The sequence below is a fragment of the Sphingomonas sanguinis genome, from assembly GCF_019297835.1.
GTDB classification, from domain to species: domain Bacteria; phylum Pseudomonadota; class Alphaproteobacteria; order Sphingomonadales; family Sphingomonadaceae; genus Sphingomonas; species Sphingomonas sanguinis_D.
The window spans coordinates 3,962,649-3,979,660 of the sequence record NZ_CP079203.1 but is presented as its reverse complement, the minus strand read 5'-3'; the positions used below and the strand labels follow the sequence as shown (position 1 = coordinate 3,979,660).

Below are 17,012 nucleotides of genomic sequence, written 5' to 3'. Positions count from 1 at the left end.
GGACGCTATAACCGCTTTCTATACCCCGGCCACGACAATTCCGATTGGTCATCGCCGTGATATGTCGTTACCCTGATTTCACAAGGATCAAGCCGAAGCGTACCTTCATGGAGGGGATCATGAAGGTGTCGCGGAGTGAAGGCGGCTTGTCGCCGCCCGCTCAGCTTTGTCCAACGTACGGAAAAGGGGTGCGTTTTGGCGGGACAACGATTGGGATTTCGAGATGCGGTCGGCTGGCTGTCGCAGACCATAGGGCCTGATTCGGCCTATATCCGCCTTGGTATCGTCTATACCATTGCGATCAGCCTGCTGGCGCTGGCCACCCCCATTTCGGTCCAGCTGCTCATCAACAGCGTCGCCAACACCGCGATGCCCGCCCCGCTCTGGGCGCTGTCCGGCGTGCTGCTGATGCTGCTGCTGATGGTCGCCGGGCTGAGCGCGCTTCGCGTCTGGATCATGGCGGCGTTCGAGCGCCGCCTGTTCTCGCGCGTCGTCGCCGAGGTCACGGTGCGAGCGGTCCATGCGCAGGACCCCTTCTTCGCCGACGGCAATCGCGGCGACCTGTTCAACCGCTATTTCGACCTGGTGGTCGTCCAGAAGTCGGTGCCCAGTCTGGTCATCGGCGCTTTCACCATCGTGTTGCAGGCGGTGATCGGATTGACGATCACCAGCTTCTACCACCCCGTCTTCCTCGCCTTCAATGCCGTGCTGGTGGCGGCGGTGGTGCTGATCTGGATGCTGTGGCGGCGCGGCGCGATCAGCGGCGCGGTGGCGCTGAGCCATGCCAAGCACAATGCCGCCCGCTGGCTGGAAAGCGTCGGCGGGTCGAACGGCTTCTACAAGTCGCTGCGCCATCTCGACTTCGCGATGAGCCGGTCGGAGACGATGACCGCCAACTACGTCAACATGCATCGCCGCTATTTCCGCTATCAGTTCGCGCAGACGGTCGCGTTCCTGCTGGTCTATGCCTTCGCCAGTGCCGGGCTGCTGCTGCTGGGCGGCATGTTGATCCTGCGCGGGCAATTGTCGCTGGGCCAACTGGTCGCCGCCGAGCTGATCCTGTCGGGCGTGTTCTACGGCATCTCGCAGCTCGGCAATTATCTCGACACCTTCTATGATCTGGTCGCCAGCGCCGAAGAGCTGTCGCTGCTCTTCGCCATTCCGCAGGAGCCGACGGTGCGCGGCGACAATGGTCCGCGCGACGGATCGGTCAAGCTGACCGACGTGGCCTTCAACGACGCGCATTACAATCTGACGCTGACGGCCGGGGAACAGCTCGTCACCGTGGCCGAGCCGGGCGCGGAGCGGCGGCTGGCCATGCTGCTGAAACGCCACGCTTTGCCCGATCGCGGGCTGGTGCGGATCGGCAATGCCGATCTGGGTTCGTTCGATATGTATCGTCTCCGCTCGGAGGTGACGGTGCTCGACCGCTCGACCATCGTCGAGGTGACGATCCGTGAGTATCTCCGTCTCGCCTCGGGCGACCTGGCCGAAAAGGCGATGGAGGCGCTGGCGCTGGTCGGGCTGGAACGGCGCCTCGCCAGCCTGCCGCAAGGTCTCGACACGCCGCTCGGCTCGACCGGCTATCCGCTCAGCGTCGGCGAGACCATGGCGCTGAAGCTCGCCAACGCGCTGCTCGTCGGCCCCAAGCTGCTGCTGCTCGGCCAGCTCTACGACCTGTTGCCGCCCGAGCGACTGCGCGCCGCGCTACGACTGTTGAAGCAGCATGGCACGACCGTCTTGCTGTGCACCGGCCGGCCCGAGGACATGGAGCTGGACGGCTATCTCTATCTCGGCCTGACCGAGCAGCGCCGCTTCGACCAGCTGGCCGAACTCCAGGCCGCCTATCGCCGGAAGGACGCCGATGTCGCCTGACCAGCTCGCGCATTTCCGCACCCTCTCCTCGCTGCGCCCGCCACGGGTCACGGTCGCGATCGCCTGGATCCTGACGGCCGGGATCGCGGCGGTCATCTTCATCTTGTTCTTCGTGCCGTGGTTGCAGACCGCGCAAGGGAGGGGGCAGGTCGTCTCGCTAGACCCGACCGACCGCGCGCAGGACGTGACCGCGCTGGTCCCCGGCCGGGTCGAGCGCTGGTATGTGCAGGACGGCCAGCATGTGAAGCGCGGCGACCCGATCGCGCGCATCATCGATCTCGACCCCAATCTGCTCTCTCGCCTCGCCGCCGAGCGCGCGCAGGTGGAGGCAGAGATCGCTTCGGTCCGCCAGTCGCAGGCGGTCGCGCAGATCGACGTCAACCGCACCCGCCAGCTCTATTCCGAAGGATTGGCCTCGCGTCGCGATTACGAACAGGCGCAGATCAAGGTCGCGGACTCCGGCGCCAAGCTGGCGGAATCGCGGGCCAAGCTCAACCGCATCGAGGTGCAACTGAACCGCCAGTCGGCGCAGCTGGTCCGCGCGCCCCGCGACGGCCGTATCCAGAATCTCAACGCGGCGGCGGGCGGTGCCTATGTCTCGGCGGGCACCGCGCTGGCGGTGGTGGCGCCGGAAGAGGTGCAGCGCGCGGTCGAGCTGCTGATCGACGGCCGCGACGTCCCCCTGCTGCGCCCCGGCCGCCCGGTGCGCCTGGAGTTCGAGGGGTGGCCCGCGATCCAGTTCAGCGGCTGGCCTTCGGTCGCCTACGGCTTTTTCGACGGCCGCGTCCGGACGATCGACCCCAATGCCAATGCGCAGGGGCTGTTCCGCATCCTAGTCGAACCGGCACCCGGCAAGCCCGCCTGGCCCGAACGCCGCTTCGTCCGGCTGGGCGGCAAGGTGCAGGGCTGGGTCCAGGGAGAGACGGTCACGGTCGGTTATGAACTCTGGCGTCAGCTCAACGACTTCCCGCTGGAATTCGGTCAGACCGTCAATGAAAAGCAGGACGGCAAGGAAGCGAAGGACGAAGACAAGAAGATCGCGGCCAAGGCGGGCAAGCCGAAATGATCCGGTTCATGCTGCTCATCTCCGCGCTGGTCGTCGCTCCCGCGCTGGCCGCGCCCGTCATGGCCCAGCGGATCGAGGCCAACCCGGTGCCCGCGCCTGCCGCGCCCAGCTCTGGGCCGTTGACCCTGGATGAAGTGTTGCGCGCCTCCGCCCGCGCCGCGCCGCAGATCGTCGAGGCACTGGCCAAGATCCGCTCCGCCGAGGGCAAGGCGATCACCGCCGACGGCGCCTTCGACACGGTGTTCGAGGCGGAGGGGCGCTCGCGCACGCTCGGCTATTATGACGGCACCGTCGCCGCGGCGAGCGCGAACCGGCCGCTGACCAACAATGGCGGCTATGTCTATGGCGGCTACCGCGTCAGCCGGGGCAGCTTCCCGGTCTATGAGGACCAGAATTACACCAACCGGCTGGGCGAGGTGAAGGTCGGCGCGCTCTACTCGCTGCTGCGCGACCGGCTGGTGGACGAACGCCGCACCCGCCGCACGCTGGCATCGGGCGACATCGACATCGCGAAATTCGAGCGCGAGGCGGTGGCGATCGGCGTTCAGCGGCGCGCGATCGATGCTTATCAGAACTGGGTCGCGGCGGGCCTGCGCCTGCGCGCCTATCGCGACCTTCTGGACCTGTCGCTCAACCGGCGCGGCGGGCTGGCGCGTCAGGTCGAGCTGGGCGCGCGGCCCGACATATTGCTGGCCGAGAACGACCAGAATCTCGTCCGCCGCCGCGCCCTGGTGGTCCGGGCCGAGGGAGACTTCCAGGCGGCGGCCAATGCCCTGTCGCTCTATTATCGCGACGGCCAGGGCGAACCGGTGATGGTCGGGCCAGAGCGCCTGCCCAGCGGAGCGGAGGCGCTGTCGGGCGTCACCGTCGTCGCCCGCCGCAATTTCGAGCAGCGCCGTCCCGACCTTCAGGTGCTGCTGGCGCGGATCGATCAGGGTTCGGCACGGCTGGCGCTGGCCCAGAACGACCTGCGCCCCCGGTTCGATCTGCGCGGCGAGATGGGCAAGGATGTCGGCCCCATCGGTCTGGGCGGCCCCAATCGCACGCCGTTGGAGGCAGCGGTTGGCTTCCGCTTCTCGATGCCGCTTCAAAACCGCGCGGCGAAGGGCAAGATCGTCGAGGCGCAGGCCGAGATGGACGCGCTGTCGGCGCGCAGCCGTTTCCTGCGCGACCAGATCACGGTCGAGGTGGAGGGCATCAGCATCGGCGTCGAGGCCGCCGAAAAGCTGGCCGTCATCGCCGAGCAGGAACGCCAGCTCGCCGAACGGCTGGCGGCGGCGGAGCGGCGGCGGTTCGAGCTGGGGTCGAGCGACTTCTTCCTGGTCAATCAGCGCGAGGAAACCGCGAACGACGCCCGCGTCCGCCTGATCGACGCCCAGGCCCGGATCGCCGCCGCCCGCGCCGAACTGGCCGCCGCGACCGCCGACCGCGCGGCTTTGGGGCTCGAGCCTTAGGACCGATCGATATTCAGACCGTCCCGCCCTCATTCCTCCCCTGCAAGGGCAGGGGTACCATCCGTAGGATGGTGGAGAGGTGCCCCGGTCGCGAAGTTTGACCAACCTCTCCGATCGGGACACCCCTCCGTCAGGCCTTCGGCCTGCCACCTCCCCTTCCAGGGGAGGAATAGAATGGATGCCGATCGGTCCCAAGGCGGAGGACTGGCGTTACGAACCAGCTACCCCGCCTCAGGCGACGAACAGCGCGCGGAATGCCGCTTCGTGCACCCGCCAGTCCAACCCGCGCGCGTCCAGCCACGCATCGTCATAATAGGTGCAACCGTAGCGCTCGCCACCATCGCACAGGATGGTGACGATCGAGCCGGCCTGTCCCTGACGCGCCATTTCCTCCACCAACCGGGCCACGGCGACGAGGTTGGTGCCGGTGGAACCGCCGACCCGCCGCCCCAGTCGTGCCGACAGCGCGCGCATCGCGCCGATGCTGGCGGCATCCTCGACCGCGATCATCCGGTCGATCACCGAGGGGATGAAGCTGGGCTCGACACGCGGCCGCCCGATCCCCTCGATACAGCTCGCACACCCCTCGGGCAGCGAGGATGCGCTGCGGTCGGCGAAGTGGCGGTGGAAGACCGAATGGACCGGATCGGCCACACACAGCTGCGTGGCATGGCGCTGATAGGCGATGAACCGCCCGATCGTCGCCGAGGTGCCGCCCGTTCCCGCCCCGCAGACGACCCAGCGGGGAATAGGATGCTCCTCCGCGGACATCTGGGCGAAGATGCTCTCGGCGATGTTGTTGTTGCCGCGCCAGTCGGTCGCGCGCTCGGCATAGGTGAACTGGTCGAGATAATGGCCGCCCGTCTCCGCCGCGAGGGCGTTGGACACGTCGTAGACGGTACGCGGATCGTCGACCGCATGGATTTCGCCGCCATGAAAGCGGATCGCGTCGAGCTTCGGCGCGGCGGTCGAGGCGGGGACCACCGCGATGAAGCGCAGGCCCAGCATCCTGGCGAAATAGGCCTCGCTCACCGCCGTCGAGCCGGACGAGGACTCGATCACGCAGGTATCCGGCCCGATCCAGCCATTGCACAGCGCATAGAGGAACAACGAGCGTGCCAGCCGGTGCTTGAGGCTGCCGGTCGGATGGCTGCTTTCATCCTTCAGATAGAGCGTGATGCCCGGATAGCGCGGCAGCTCGACGCGGATCAGGTGCGTGTCGGCCGAGCGGTTGAAATCCGCCTCGATCCGGTGAATCGCGTCCGCCCGCCAGGCGCGGATGGCGGCGGTGTCGCGCCTAGCGAGCATCGACGGCCAGTCCATGGCGCACCAGCATCGTTTGTGGATCGGCATCGCGCCCGCGAAAGGCGCGGAAGCTTGCCGCTGCTGGACGGCTCGCACCGCGTGCCAGCACCTCGTCGCGGAAGCGGGTGGCGGTGGCGCGGTCGATCAGCCCCGCGTCGGCAAAACCCCGGAAGCCGTCAGCGGCCAATACTTCGGCCCAGAGATAGCTGTAATAGCCCGATGCATAGCCCCCCGCGAAGATATGGGTGAAGGCGTGCGGGAAGCGGTGCCAGGCGGGCGGATGGACCACCGCCACCTCGTCGCGCACCGCCTCGATCACCTCCATCGGGTCGTCGCCCAGCGTGCCGAGATGGAGGAGCAGGTCGAACAGCGCGAATTCGACCTGCCGCACGATGAACATGCCCGACAGGAAGTGTCGCGCGGCGATCAGCTTGTCGAACAGCGCGTCCGACAGCGCCACGCCCGTTTCGTGATGGCCCGACATGCCCCGCAGCACGGCGCGGTCCCAGGCAAAATCCTCCATCAGCTGGCTGGGCAGCTCGATCGCATCCCATTCGAAGCCGTTGGTGCCCGCGATATTGGGCCGGTCGACGCGGGTGAACAGGTGATGCAGGCAATGCCCGGTCTCGTGCAGGAAGGTCACGACCTCCTTGTGGCTGAGCAGCGAGGGGCTGCCCGGCATCTTCGGCGCGAAGTTGCAGACCAGATAGGCCACCGGCACGCGCCGGACATTGCCGTCGTTCAGCCGGGGCCGCGCCTGTGCCATCCAGGCGCCGCCGCGCTTGCCCGCGCGGGCGTGAAGGTCGGAATAGACCCCCGCGAACACCGTGCCCGCTTCGTCCGCGACGTCGTAATAACAGGCGTCGGGATGATAGACGGCGATGTCGGGACGCGCGATCAGGCGGATGCCGAACAGCCGGTCGAGCAGATCCTGCCACCCCGCGATGACACGTTCGACCGGGAAATGCGCCCGCACCTCCTGCTCGTCGACCGCAAAACGCGCCTCGCGCAGCCGCTCGGCAACAAAGGTCACATCCCAGGGCTGGAGATCGGCGATCCCCAGATGGTCGGCGGCATAATCGGCGAGCGCGGCATATTCCTGCTCGGCCGCCGGTTTCGCCCGGCGCGCGAGATCGCGCAGGAAGGCCAGCACCTCGCCCGCGTTCGGCGCCATCTTGGTGGCGAGTGACCATTCCACCGGATCGGCAAAGCCCAGCAGCCGCGCCGCCTCTCGCCGCCGGTCGAGGATCGCCGCGATCCGGCCGGAATTGTCGAACCGCCCCGCCTGAGGCCCCTGATCGGAGGCGCGCGTGCCCGACGCGGTATAGACCCGCTGACGCAGTCCCCGATCCTCAGCGAAGGTCAGGACCGCATTGACGTGCGGCATCTGGAGCGTGACGAGCCAGCCGGACAGCCCCTTCGCCTTGGCGGCATCGGCAAACATCGCCTTGTCCGACGCCGACAGTCCGGCCAGCAGGGCTTCGTCCTCGACATGCTCGAACCACGCATCGGTCGCGTCCAGCACGGCGTTGCCGAACTCGGTCGAAAGCTGCGAAAGCTCCACCGACAGGGCGGCGAAGCGCGCGCGCTCCGCTGGCGCCAGCGCGACGCCCGACAGCCGGAAGTCGCGGATCATATGCTCGACCGCCGCGCGATCCGCCTCGCCCAGCGCGGCGAACTCCGCCGTCGCGGCCAGCGCGACGAGCACGTCGTAGAGCGCACGGTTCTGCATCACCTGCAGATGGTTCTCGACCAGACGCGCCTGCCCCGCCGCATGGGCCTGACGCAGCTCGGGCGTGTCGGCGACTGCCTTCAGATGCGACACCGCCGACCACAGGCTCGCGATCGCGGTGTCCGCGCGCTCCAGCGGCATCCATGCCTCGGCAAAGCCAGTAGGCCGGGTCTCCACGATATGCGTCACCGCCGCGCGATGATCGGCCAGCAATCGGTCGAGCGCGGGGGCGATCTGGTCGGGCCGGATTTCGCCGAAATGCGGCAGCGCCAGCGTGTCGAGCAACGGGTTCGTCATCATGCCTTCTTTCTCACACCAGCGCGCCGGAGTCCGTGCCTTCGGCCGCGATCGCATGGGCATTGTGCCCGGCCAGATAGCGTTCGGCCTCCAGCGCCGCCATGCAGCCCATGCCCGCCGAGGTGACGGCCTGGCGGAACAGCTTGTCCTGAACGTCGCCCGCCGCGAAGACGCCCGCCACGCTGGTCGCGGTCGAACCGGGCTTGACCAGGATATAGCCCTCCTCGTCCATCTGGAGCTGGCCCTTGAACAGCGACGTCGCCGGGTCATGGCCGATGGCGACGAACAGGCCATGCACCGCCAGTTCGGACACACTGCCGTCTCGCGTGTCGCGCAACGCGACCCCGGTCACGCCACCGGCATCGCCCAGTATCTCGGCCACCTCGGCGTTCCACACCATCTCGATCTTGGGATTGGCATGGAGCCGCGCCTGATTGGTGCGATCGGCGCGAAGGGTGTCGCGGCGGTGGATCAGATAGACCTTCTCGGCGAAATTGGTGAGGTACAGCGCCTCCTCGACCGCCGTATTGCCGCCGCCCACGACGGCACAGACGCGGCCGCGATAGAAGAAGCCGTCGCACGTCGCGCAGGCCGATACGCCGCGTCCGCGATATTCCGTCTCGCTGTCCAGCCCTAGCCAGCGTGCCGACGCGCCGGTCGCGACGACGATCGTGTCCGCCGTGTAGCGGGTACCACCGTCGCCGATCGCGAGGAATGGCGTGGCGGTCAGGTCCACCGCGACGATCAGGTCGCCGACGACATCGACGCCTGCTTTGCGCACCTGCTCGCCCATCCGCGTCATCAGGTTGGGGCCGAGCACGCTTTCATCGCCCGGCCAATTCTCGACCTCGGTGGTGATGGTCAGCTGGCCGCCCGGCTGCGGCCCCTCGATCAACCGGGGCGACAGCGCGGCGCGCGCGGCATAGACGCCCGCCGTATAGCCTGCCGGGCCGGAGCCGATGATGAGAACCCTGCTGTGCTTTACGTCCCCCTGCACCTCAGGCCTCCACCGCCTGGGTCGAGACGATCGGCGCCGCCTCCATCGCCTCGATCAGCTGCCAACCGGCGCTGACATAGGTTCCGGCCGAATTTTCCATCCGCTCGCACCGCTGGCGGAAGCGAACGGCCAATTCGGGATGGTCGGCGTCGAGGATCGCATACACGCGCGCCAACCCCTCGAACTCCGCCTTGTAGCCATCCTTCTCCGCCTGCTCGCGAAGCTGGTAGACGCGGCTCTCTTCCTCCGGCGTCCAGCCGATGTCGCCCAGCGATAGATGCAGGTACAAGGCGCCGCTGGCGTTGAGCGTATCGCGCAGGACCGTGCGCATGGTGCCGGGCCAGGCCGCGGACTCGATCACGGCACCGGCCTTGCGCGCCAGCGACTGGTCTTCCGCGATGGCATCGGTCGCCGCGACGGCCGCCAGCCGGGCGGCTTTCCATTGCTTACGGTCCGGTTCGTCGCCGTCGATCATGCGCTGGTGAAGCGCCATGATGGCCACACGGCTATCGTCCAGTGCCGGGTGACGACCGGTGATCGCGGACAGTTCGGCCTTGTCCATCAGCGACAGGATCGCCCGCGATACGACCGTGGAAAGATCGGCACCGACCGGCGTGCGCTCCAGCCAGGCATAGGCGAAGGCCGCCGCTTCGCTGCGGGGGCGGAAGCCGTTGATGAGCATGGGAAGCGTCTCGGCCAGGGCGATCGGATAGCCGAGCATGGCGGCATAGCCGGGCGTGTCGTCCGCCTCGACGATCGCGCCGATCGCATTGGCGTTGCCGTCCTGCCATGCCGGGAAATAGACGAACGTCCCCGCCGAGATGTGCGCGCGAAGTCGCTCCAGTGCCTGCGCCTTGACCGCCGGATCACCGTGAAAAGCGATCGTGTCGGCCATCACGCCTCCCCCACATGCGCATCGACGAACGCATCCAGGCGGCTGCGCGACATGGTACCGAAGGCGCGCGCCGCCTCCGCCCCGTCCTTGACGATCAGCAGCAGCGGGATGCCGCGCACCTCGAACCGTTCGGCCAGCTTCGGATTATCGTCGATGTTGACCTTCACGATCTCCATCTCATCGGCATATTCCTCCGCCATTTCGTCGAGCGTGGGGGCGAGCGCCTTGCACGGCGCGCACCAGGGCGCCCAGAAGTCGACCAGCACCGGCTTGTCGTTCTTCATGACGATGTCGTCGAAATCCTGCTCGGTCGCGTTACGCATGAAACTGTCCCTGTCTGGAAAATGGGGTCTGGAGATGGGAGATCAGCCGGCCTGTCCACCGACCATCATCCGGTCGATGCGAAGCGTGGGCTGGCCGACGGTGACATGGAGCGACTGGCCCTGCTTGCCGCAGGTCGCCATGCCCGTGTCGAAGGCCAGGTCGTTGCCGATCATGGAAATGTGGCGCAGCGCCTCGTGCCCGACGCCGATCAGCGTCGCGCCGCGCAACGGCGCGACCAGCTTGCCCTTCTCGACCAGCCACGCCTCGATCGTGGTGAAGTTGAAGCGGCCGGTGACGATGTCGACCTGCCCGCCGTCGAACTCGGTAGCGTAGATGCCGCGATCGATCGAGGCGATGATGTCCGCCGGATCGGCCGCGCCGTTCGCCAGGAAGGTGTTGGTCATGCGCGGCATCGGCAGATGCGCATAGGACTGGCGACGGCCATTGCCGGTCGAGCGCGCATTCATCAGCCCCGCGTTCAGCCGGTCCTGCATCAGCCCGGTCAGCACCCCGTCCTCGACCAGCACCGTGCGATCGGGCGCGGTGCCCTCGTCATCGATGCCCAGCGACCCCAGCCGCCCTTCCAGGCCGCCATCGTCGATCACCGTCACGCCGGGCGCGGCGATTTGCTCGCCGACCTTGCCGTCGAAGGCGGACAGATGCTTGCGGTGATGATCGCCCTCCAGTCCGTGGCCGACCGCCTCGTGGAACAGCACGCCTGGATAGCCCGGCCCCAGAACCACCGGCATCTCGCCCACCGGCGCGGGGATGGCGTCGAGATTGTTGAGCGCCATGTTGGCGGCGGTCGCGACCATCCGCTCGACCGACGCGACATCGAAGCCGCCCAGCCCGGCGCGGCGTCCCAGTCCCGCCTGCCCGCGCGCCCGGCGGCCGTCCTGCTCGGCGATGACGACCATCGACAGGATCGTCATCGGGCGCACATCGGCGGCCAGCAGACCATCGGCCTCGGCGACGAGGATGGTGGTGTCGGTTGCGCGGACATTGGCGTCGACGCGGACGATGCGCTTGTCCTGTGCGCGGGCGAGTTTGTCGATCCGCTCCAGCAGCGCGATCCACGCCGCCGCATCCTCGACCGAGACCGTGTCGATCGCAGGGTAAAGTTGATGGCTTCCCGCATCACGGGTCAGCGCGATCCCCTGCCCCAGCCTTCCCGCATCACCGTGGCGCGCCAGCGTTCGCACCGCGCGCACCGTGTCGCGCAGCGCCCCCTCGCGCATGTCGGCCGAATGGGCGAAGCTGACCTGCCCGCCATGCGCCGCACGGGCGCCGACGCCCTGCCGCATCGAGAAGCCCCCTTGCGTCACGCGGCCGTCCTGCAACTGCCAGCTGCGCGTCGTGGTCGTCTCGAAATACAGATCGGCCAGATCGGCGCCGCCGCCCGCCAGTTCGCCCAGCGCACGGCCGATCGCCGCCTCGTCCAGCCCCACCGGACCGAGCAGCGTCGTGCGCCCCAGCTCCAGAGCTACCGCGCCTCCGTTCATGCCGTTCCCCCCACCTGCATGTCATCGACCAGGATCGACCCGGTGCGGATCGCCCCCAACCGCTCGACATCGTGGCCGACCGCGCGAATGCCCTTCAGCATCGCGGGCAGATGCCCCGCCAGCGTCGCGTCGGTCACGGCATGGACGATCCGACCATCCTCGACCCACAGCCCCTTGACTGCCTGGGTCCAGTTGCCGGTGGCGGGGTCGGTCTTGCCCCCCTGAAATTCGGTGACGATCAGGCCGGTGCCCAGCCTGTGCAGCATCGCCGCGAAGTCGCCGCCCGGCGCATTGCTGGTCAGCCGCAGATTGTAGAAGCCATCGGCGTTGCCGGTCGACGCCATGCCCAGCTTGCGTCCCGAAAAGTTCGACAGGAACAGCCCCTCGACCACCCCGCCGCGCAGGATGTGCCGGGTCGAACCCGCAATACCCTCGCTGTCGAAGCCGCCGCTCGCCAGCCCCAGCGGCTCGAACGGGTCCTCGATCAAGTCGAGATGCGCGGCGGCGACGCTCTGGCCGAGCGGCTCGCGCAGGAAGCTCATGCCCCGAACCTGCGCCATGCCGGTCAGCGCGCCGCTCAGGTCGGACACCAGCGAGACGGCGGTGCGCGGATCGAACAGCACGGAGCAACGGCGACTGGTCACGGCACGCGCGCCCAGCCCCGCCCGCGCGCGATCGGCGGCGGTGCGCACCAGTCGTTCGGGCGGGGTCAGCGCCTCGACGCGGCGTTCCTGCGACTGGCAAAAGGCGGAGGTGCTGCCCCCCTCGTCCTGCGCCAGCATCACCGACCAGCGGGCATCGTTGGAGCGGCGGATGCTGCGGCAAAAGCCGTCGCTCGTCGCCAGCGCCCACAGCCCTTCGGTCGCCACCGCCACCGACTCGCCCGCCCGCAAGGCCGGGTCGCCACCCACCACATCGCTGGCCATCCGGTCGATCAGCGTCGCCGATGCCAGCAGCGTGTCCGGGTCGCGCGGACCGTCGGCGTAGATCTCCGGCAAGGGAGTGGAAAAGGCGAGCGCTTCGGCAGGGGGCAGGCCCGCATCCGGATCGGGCTGGACATGCGCCGCGATCATCATCGCCTCCTCGACCACCCGTTCAATCGCTGCGAACCCGAAGCTCGCGGTCGAGGCCATGCCGCGTCGTCCTTCGTGGAAGACGGTCAGGTTCAGCCCCTGCGTACCGCTGCGCTGCGCGGTTTCGACCTCGCCGCCGCGCACCGCGATCCGCGCCATGCCCTCATGCTGAGCCGAAGCCCGCGCCGTGGCCCCGCGCCGAACCGCCAGTTCGACCGCCAGCGCCGCCGCATCGCGCAAGGCCGCCTCGTCATGGGTCAGGAGCGCACTCATGCCTCGTCCGCCATGATGATCGCGGTCGTCGCGCGCCCATGATCCAGGCGCAAGCGATGGGTATGATAGGCGGCCAGCTTCTCGTTATGCACCACACTGACGATGGTCGCGCCGGGCATGGCGTCGAGCACGGCCTGGTAGAAGAACGCCGCATTGTCCGCATCGAGCGCGCTCGTCGCCTCGTCGACGATCAGCAGGGTCGGGCGCTGCAACAGGATCCGCGCCAGGGCAACTCGCTGCTGCTCGCCGGGCGACAGCTCGTCCTGCCACATGCGCAGTTCGTGCATATGGTCGACATGCGCGTCGAGGCCGACCTTCTCCAGCAGCGCCGCGATGGTCGCGTCGTCATGCTGTTCGGCCTTGTCGGGGAAGCAGACCGCGCCCTTCAGCGTGCCGAGCGGCAGGTACAGACGCTGCGGCACCAGCATCGCGCTGCCCGCGCGGGTCATCGCCACCTCGCCCGCGCCGTCCGGCCACAGCCCGGCGATCGCGCGCAACAGCGTGGTCTTGCCAGTGCCCGAAGGCCCCTCGATCACCCAACGCTCGCCGTCGCGCACCGTCCATTCGCTCACACCCAGCAGCGGCGCGCCATTCGGGCGACGGAGTTCCAACTGTGCAACGCTGATCGCGACGCCATCAGCGGTGCCACCCGGCGTGAAGGCGATGCCGCGCGGCCGCTCATAGTCGATCGCATCGTCCAGCGCCTTCAAGCGGTTGATATTGGCGATCTGCGCCGCAATCTGCGGATAGGCGGTCACGATGAAGGACAGGTTAGACGAGAATTGCGTAAAGGCATCGCGCGCCGACTGGACCTGGCCGAAGGTGATCGCACCGGCGAAATATTTGGGCACGGTCAGGAACAGCGGCACGACCGTCATGACCCGCTGATAGATATTCTGCCCCGCCGACAGCCCGGCGTTAGCGAGCATCAGCGGATACCAGTTGCGACGGATATTGGCGAAGGCGATGCGCAACCCCTCCCGCTCGGTCGCCTGAGCGCCTGCAAAGGCGATCTGCTCGCCATTGCGCCGGACGTGCAGCAGGGCGCTGCGATAATCGGCGTCATAATGCTGCTCGCGCATCTTGCGCCGGATGAACGGCTTGCCGATCCACGCGACGAAGACCGTGCCGAAGATAACATAGGCGATCGAGAACCAAATCAGGTCGCCGCCCGGCAGCGGGATACGATAGCCGAATAGCGGGATCGAAATGGGCGACGATGTCTCCAGCAGGATGGTCGCGAACACGACCGCCCGCACGGTGCTGAAGATCAGCGAGATCACGATCGCGAACAGCGACGTGCCATATTGCAGGCCGATCGACGTAAACGACCGGATATCCTCCGCGATCCGCTGATCCGGATTGTCGATCATACGCAGCCGCTCGATCTCGTAGAAGCGGTCGCGCGCGAACCAGCGGCCGAGATACCAGTCGTTCAACCAGCTGCGCCACCGGATCGACAGCGTCCAGTTGACGATGTTGTGGGCGAACATCGTGCCCACTTCCATGCCCGCGATCATCAGGAACATCACGACCAGCGACAGGAACCTCGCCCCCTGCCGCTGCTCGATCGCGTCATAGAATTGCCGCTGCCACTGGTTGGACCAGAAGAAGGCGTAGGTCGTGCCGATCTCGATCACACAATAGCACAGGATCAGGAACCACGCCCACTTCCAGTCGTCCGACACGAAGTACCGCGTGCCGATCCGCCACGCATGGCGCCACCGGTCACGGGCGGGCTGGGGCGGCTGGAGACCCGCTTCGCGGCGGGTCTCCTCGACATTGGCGGGGGGTGGCATCATGATCGGAAAAACCTATCAGAACAGGCGCTTGGAGATGGTGATGCGCACGTTTCGCGGCTCGGCGACCGGAACATAGGTAAAGACCGAAGCCGAGCCGTAATTGCGCCGGTCAAAGATATTGCGGATGCCAATATTGATGTCGAAGCCCCTGACGCTCAGGAAGCCGTTGACGTCGACCTGCCGCGATGGCGGCACGACATATTGGCCCAGCTGATTGGCATAGGAGCTGGACCGTCCGTAAAGGCCGCCCGAAAAGCCTCCGCTGACGCCATCCGCGATCCTCGACCGATAGACGGAGTAGAGGCTGTAGGTGTCGCGTGGCTGCTGCGCGACGACGGTCTGGAGCGCGTTGACCGTGAGCAATGAATATTTCGTACGGGTCAGCGAGCCGAGAACCGTCCAGCCCGGCATGAGTTGTCCGGCGATATTCAGGTCGATACCCCGACCACGCTGCCCCGGACCGGCGCGAAGATCGGTCGGGTCGAGCGGATTGCGGACGATGATATTGTCCTGCTGGATATCGAAATAGGATGCGTTGATCGTGGCGCGCTTGTCGAACAGGTCGAACTTGACGCCCGCTTCCTTGTTGGTCGTGATGATGTTCGGCAGGATGCTGCCATCCTTCGCCGCCGTGAACGTCGCCTGCTCTCCGCGCCCGTAATTGGCGAAGACCGAGAGATTATGCGTGGCATCGAAGATGACGCCGAGGGACGGCGACGTGCCATTCTTGCGCTGCAGGTTGACCTTGCTCGGCCCCGCGAAAAAGGTCTGGGTCGCCGTCTCGAACCAGTTTTTGCGAACGCCGCCCAGGATTTTCAGCTTCCAGAATTCCAGCAAACCCTGGCCATAGACGCCCTCCTGCTTGCCTGACGTCTGGATCTGCACGTTGCCGATCGGCGACCATTTCACAACGATCGGTGCGACGTCGAACGAAGGGAGCGTCGCCCGGTTATAGACCAGTCCGTTGCGCTGCGCGGTAAAGCCGTCGCTATAGTTGTAGCCGATATTGAAACTGGCCTTCAGCCAGTCACCGACATCGGATTTGACCCGCAGGAACCCGTCGATCGCATTGGCATCGCCGTTCTGCCGCCCTCCCTGGGTGTCGGCGATCGGAAGTCCGGCCCGACTATAGCCGACATTCGCGGCACGGGTCGTCAGCTCGGTCTGGTCGTGCATCCCCCGGACGACGAGTTCGACGCCCGGTACGATCTGTCGCGTCGCATCGAGGTAGAAGCGATGGGTGCTGATCCGAATACCGGAATTGGCCGCATAGATCGGTACCGACGGATCGCGATCGATGATCTGGCGCGTCTTGGGGTCGAACAGCGTGAAGGCGCCGATCCCGGCAATCGCCTCGTTGATACTCGCGCCCACGATGATATCGGTCAGGCGATCCTTGTACCGCAGCGACGGCGCGAACAGCCAATCCTTGTTGCCGGTATAGCCGCCGTAATTCCGGTCCATCGTCTGCGCACTGCCGATGACGCGCGCCGACAGCTTCTTGTCGGCAGTGATCGCGTTGTTCGCATCGATGACACCGCGCGCCAGTCCGTAGGAGCCGGTGTCGAAGCTGACGGCCAGCCGCTCCTCGGCACTTGGCTTCTTGGTCACGACGTTGATGTTGCCACCAAGATTGCCGAACCCCGCCAGCAAGGCGTCCGGCCCCTTCAGCACCTCGACACGCTCGATATTGGCGACGGGCTGATCCGCCCCGGCGCTGACGCCATATTGCGACGAGGTCGTCAGGCCGTTGACCAGGCCACCGGCCGAAAAGCCGCGAATGGTATAGGTGGCACCCGAATTGGGCGTATTGCCCAGGGCCGACACGCCGCCCGCATTGCGCAGAATGTCGGTGATGTTCAGCGCCTGCTGTTCCTCGATCGTCTTGGCGGTGATGACCTGGGTGTTGCGCGGCTGATTGCGCAGGCCCAAGCCGTTGCGGTCGGAGGTCGTCGCCTGGCGCACCAGCGCACTGGTCTCTGCTTCGTCACGCTGGGCGATGACCACGATGTCGTTGACCACCGTCAGTCCACCATTGGCGCCCGCGACCGTGGCGAGGGCCGACCCGCGCGTTGCTTGCTGTATCGCGGCCTCGGCCGTTCGAGCACCGCGCACGGAATGGGAGGTGCGGCCCTTCACCGCGTCGGGATCGTAATCGATCGGGATGCCGGACTGGACCGCGATCTGCTCGATCGCCTGCGCCATCGGCAGGCTCGGCACGTTGATCTCGCCGCTCCGAACGGCCTGTGCACTGACAGGCTGTGGCCCTGCCACCCCCAGTATCGCGAGCACACCCAGGCTCGCCGCACTCAACAGACACCGCGTATTTACAGCCACACCAAACATGCAACCCCTCCCCCCACGGCCACGCGCCACCCCGCGCGCAGCCATGGCCACACGCCCGATCAAGCGAAACC

At 67.0% G+C, this 17,012-nt stretch carries 12 protein-coding genes; 3 read left to right on the top strand and 9 right to left on the bottom strand.

Going from position 1 to position 17,012, the window contains the following annotated elements:
• Window positions 1–195 precede the first annotated feature (195 nt).
• The 3 genes from KV697_RS18375 to KV697_RS20200 are packed head-to-tail and all read left to right on the top strand — an operon-like array spanning window position 196 to window position 4,395.
• Complete coding sequence (locus tag KV697_RS18375) at window positions 196–1,875, top strand: ABC transporter ATP-binding protein (RefSeq protein ID WP_219019407.1); 1,680 nt, start codon at window positions 196–198, stop codon at window positions 1,873–1,875.
• On the top strand, window positions 1,865–2,941 hold the full coding sequence (locus KV697_RS18370) for an efflux RND transporter periplasmic adaptor subunit (protein WP_219019406.1): 1,077 nt from the start codon (window positions 1,865–1,867) through the stop codon (window positions 2,939–2,941). The genes KV697_RS18375 and KV697_RS18370 overlap by 11 nt, the downstream gene beginning before the upstream one ends.
• Complete coding sequence (locus KV697_RS20200) at window positions 2,938–4,395, top strand: TolC family protein (RefSeq protein WP_257575438.1); 1,458 nt, start codon at window positions 2,938–2,940, stop codon at window positions 4,393–4,395. Before KV697_RS18370 ends, KV697_RS20200 begins: the two co-directional genes overlap by 4 nt.
• A gap of 231 nt (window positions 4,396–4,626) precedes the next feature.
• Here KV697_RS20200 and KV697_RS18360 read toward each other — a convergent pair whose 3' ends face one another.
• From KV697_RS18360 to KV697_RS18320, 9 genes are read right to left on the bottom strand one after another with little or no spacing between them, the layout of a single operon-like run.
• Window positions 4,627–5,718: a PLP-dependent cysteine synthase family protein gene (locus KV697_RS18360; protein WP_306822662.1), complete on the bottom strand. Its 1,092-nt coding sequence runs from the start codon at window positions 5,716–5,718 to the stop codon at window positions 4,627–4,629.
• Complete coding sequence (locus tag KV697_RS18355; RefSeq protein WP_219021500.1) at window positions 5,693–7,729, bottom strand: M3 family metallopeptidase; 2,037 nt, start codon at window positions 7,727–7,729, stop codon at window positions 5,693–5,695. Before KV697_RS18355 ends, KV697_RS18360 begins: the two co-directional genes overlap by 26 nt.
• A 13-nt stretch (window positions 7,730–7,742) precedes the next feature.
• Window positions 7,743–8,726, bottom strand: a complete 984-nt coding sequence (gene trxB / locus KV697_RS18350; RefSeq protein WP_219019405.1) for a thioredoxin-disulfide reductase — start codon at window positions 8,724–8,726, stop codon at window positions 7,743–7,745.
• A gap of 1 nt (window position 8,727) precedes the next feature.
• On the bottom strand, window positions 8,728–9,621 hold the full coding sequence (locus tag KV697_RS18345; protein WP_219019404.1) for a hypothetical protein: 894 nt from the start codon (window positions 9,619–9,621) through the stop codon (window positions 8,728–8,730).
• Complete coding sequence (gene trxA, locus KV697_RS18340; RefSeq protein WP_219019403.1) at window positions 9,621–9,944, bottom strand: thioredoxin; 324 nt, start codon at window positions 9,942–9,944, stop codon at window positions 9,621–9,623. Before trxA ends, KV697_RS18345 begins: the two co-directional genes overlap by 1 nt.
• 42 nt (window positions 9,945–9,986) lie before the next feature.
• The gene (locus KV697_RS18335; RefSeq protein ID WP_219019402.1) at window positions 9,987–11,447 is read right to left on the bottom strand and encodes a TldD/PmbA family protein; all 1,461 of its coding nucleotides are present in this window, start codon (window positions 11,445–11,447) and stop codon (window positions 9,987–9,989) included.
• Window positions 11,444–12,793 (bottom strand): TldD/PmbA family protein, encoded by a 1,350-nt coding sequence (locus KV697_RS18330; RefSeq protein ID WP_219019401.1) that lies wholly within the window; start codon window positions 12,791–12,793, stop codon window positions 11,444–11,446. Before KV697_RS18330 ends, KV697_RS18335 begins: the two co-directional genes overlap by 4 nt.
• A complete protein-coding gene (locus KV697_RS18325; RefSeq protein WP_257575437.1) occupies window positions 12,790–14,595 on the bottom strand; it encodes an ABC transporter ATP-binding protein/permease in 1,806 nt (601 codons plus the stop codon). The genes KV697_RS18330 and KV697_RS18325 overlap by 4 nt, the downstream gene beginning before the upstream one ends.
• Before the next feature lie 15 nt (window positions 14,596–14,610).
• Entirely contained in the window at window positions 14,611–16,908 is a 2,298-nt protein-coding gene (locus tag KV697_RS18320) for a TonB-dependent siderophore receptor (protein WP_219019400.1), read from the bottom strand.
• Window positions 16,909–17,012: the final 104 nt, after the last annotated feature.

Excerpts from the sequence above, each read along its gene's own strand:
- KV697_RS18335 (WP_219019402.1), bottom strand. The coding sequence starts at position 11,447 with ATGAACGGAGGCGCGGTAGCTCTGGAGCTGGGGCGCACGACGCTGCTC.
- KV697_RS20200 (WP_257575438.1), top strand. The coding sequence starts at position 2,938 with ATGATCCGGTTCATGCTGCTCATCTCCGCGCTGGTCGTCGCTCCCGCG.
- KV697_RS18330 (WP_219019401.1), bottom strand. The coding sequence starts at position 12,793 with ATGAGTGCGCTCCTGACCCATGACGAGGCGGCCTTGCGCGATGCGGCG.
- KV697_RS18360 (WP_306822662.1), bottom strand. The coding sequence starts at position 5,718 with ATGGACTGGCCGTCGATGCTCGCTAGGCGCGACACCGCCGCCATCCGC.
- KV697_RS18345 (WP_219019404.1), bottom strand. The coding sequence starts at position 9,621 with ATGGCCGACACGATCGCTTTTCACGGTGATCCGGCGGTCAAGGCGCAG.
- KV697_RS18325 (WP_257575437.1), bottom strand. The coding sequence starts at position 14,595 with ATGATGCCACCCCCCGCCAATGTCGAGGAGACCCGCCGCGAAGCGGGT.
- trxA (WP_219019403.1), bottom strand. The coding sequence starts at position 9,944 with ATGCGTAACGCGACCGAGCAGGATTTCGACGACATCGTCATGAAGAAC.
- KV697_RS18355 (WP_219021500.1), bottom strand. The coding sequence starts at position 7,729 with ATGACGAACCCGTTGCTCGACACGCTGGCGCTGCCGCATTTCGGCGAA.
- KV697_RS18370 (WP_219019406.1), top strand. The coding sequence starts at position 1,865 with ATGTCGCCTGACCAGCTCGCGCATTTCCGCACCCTCTCCTCGCTGCGC.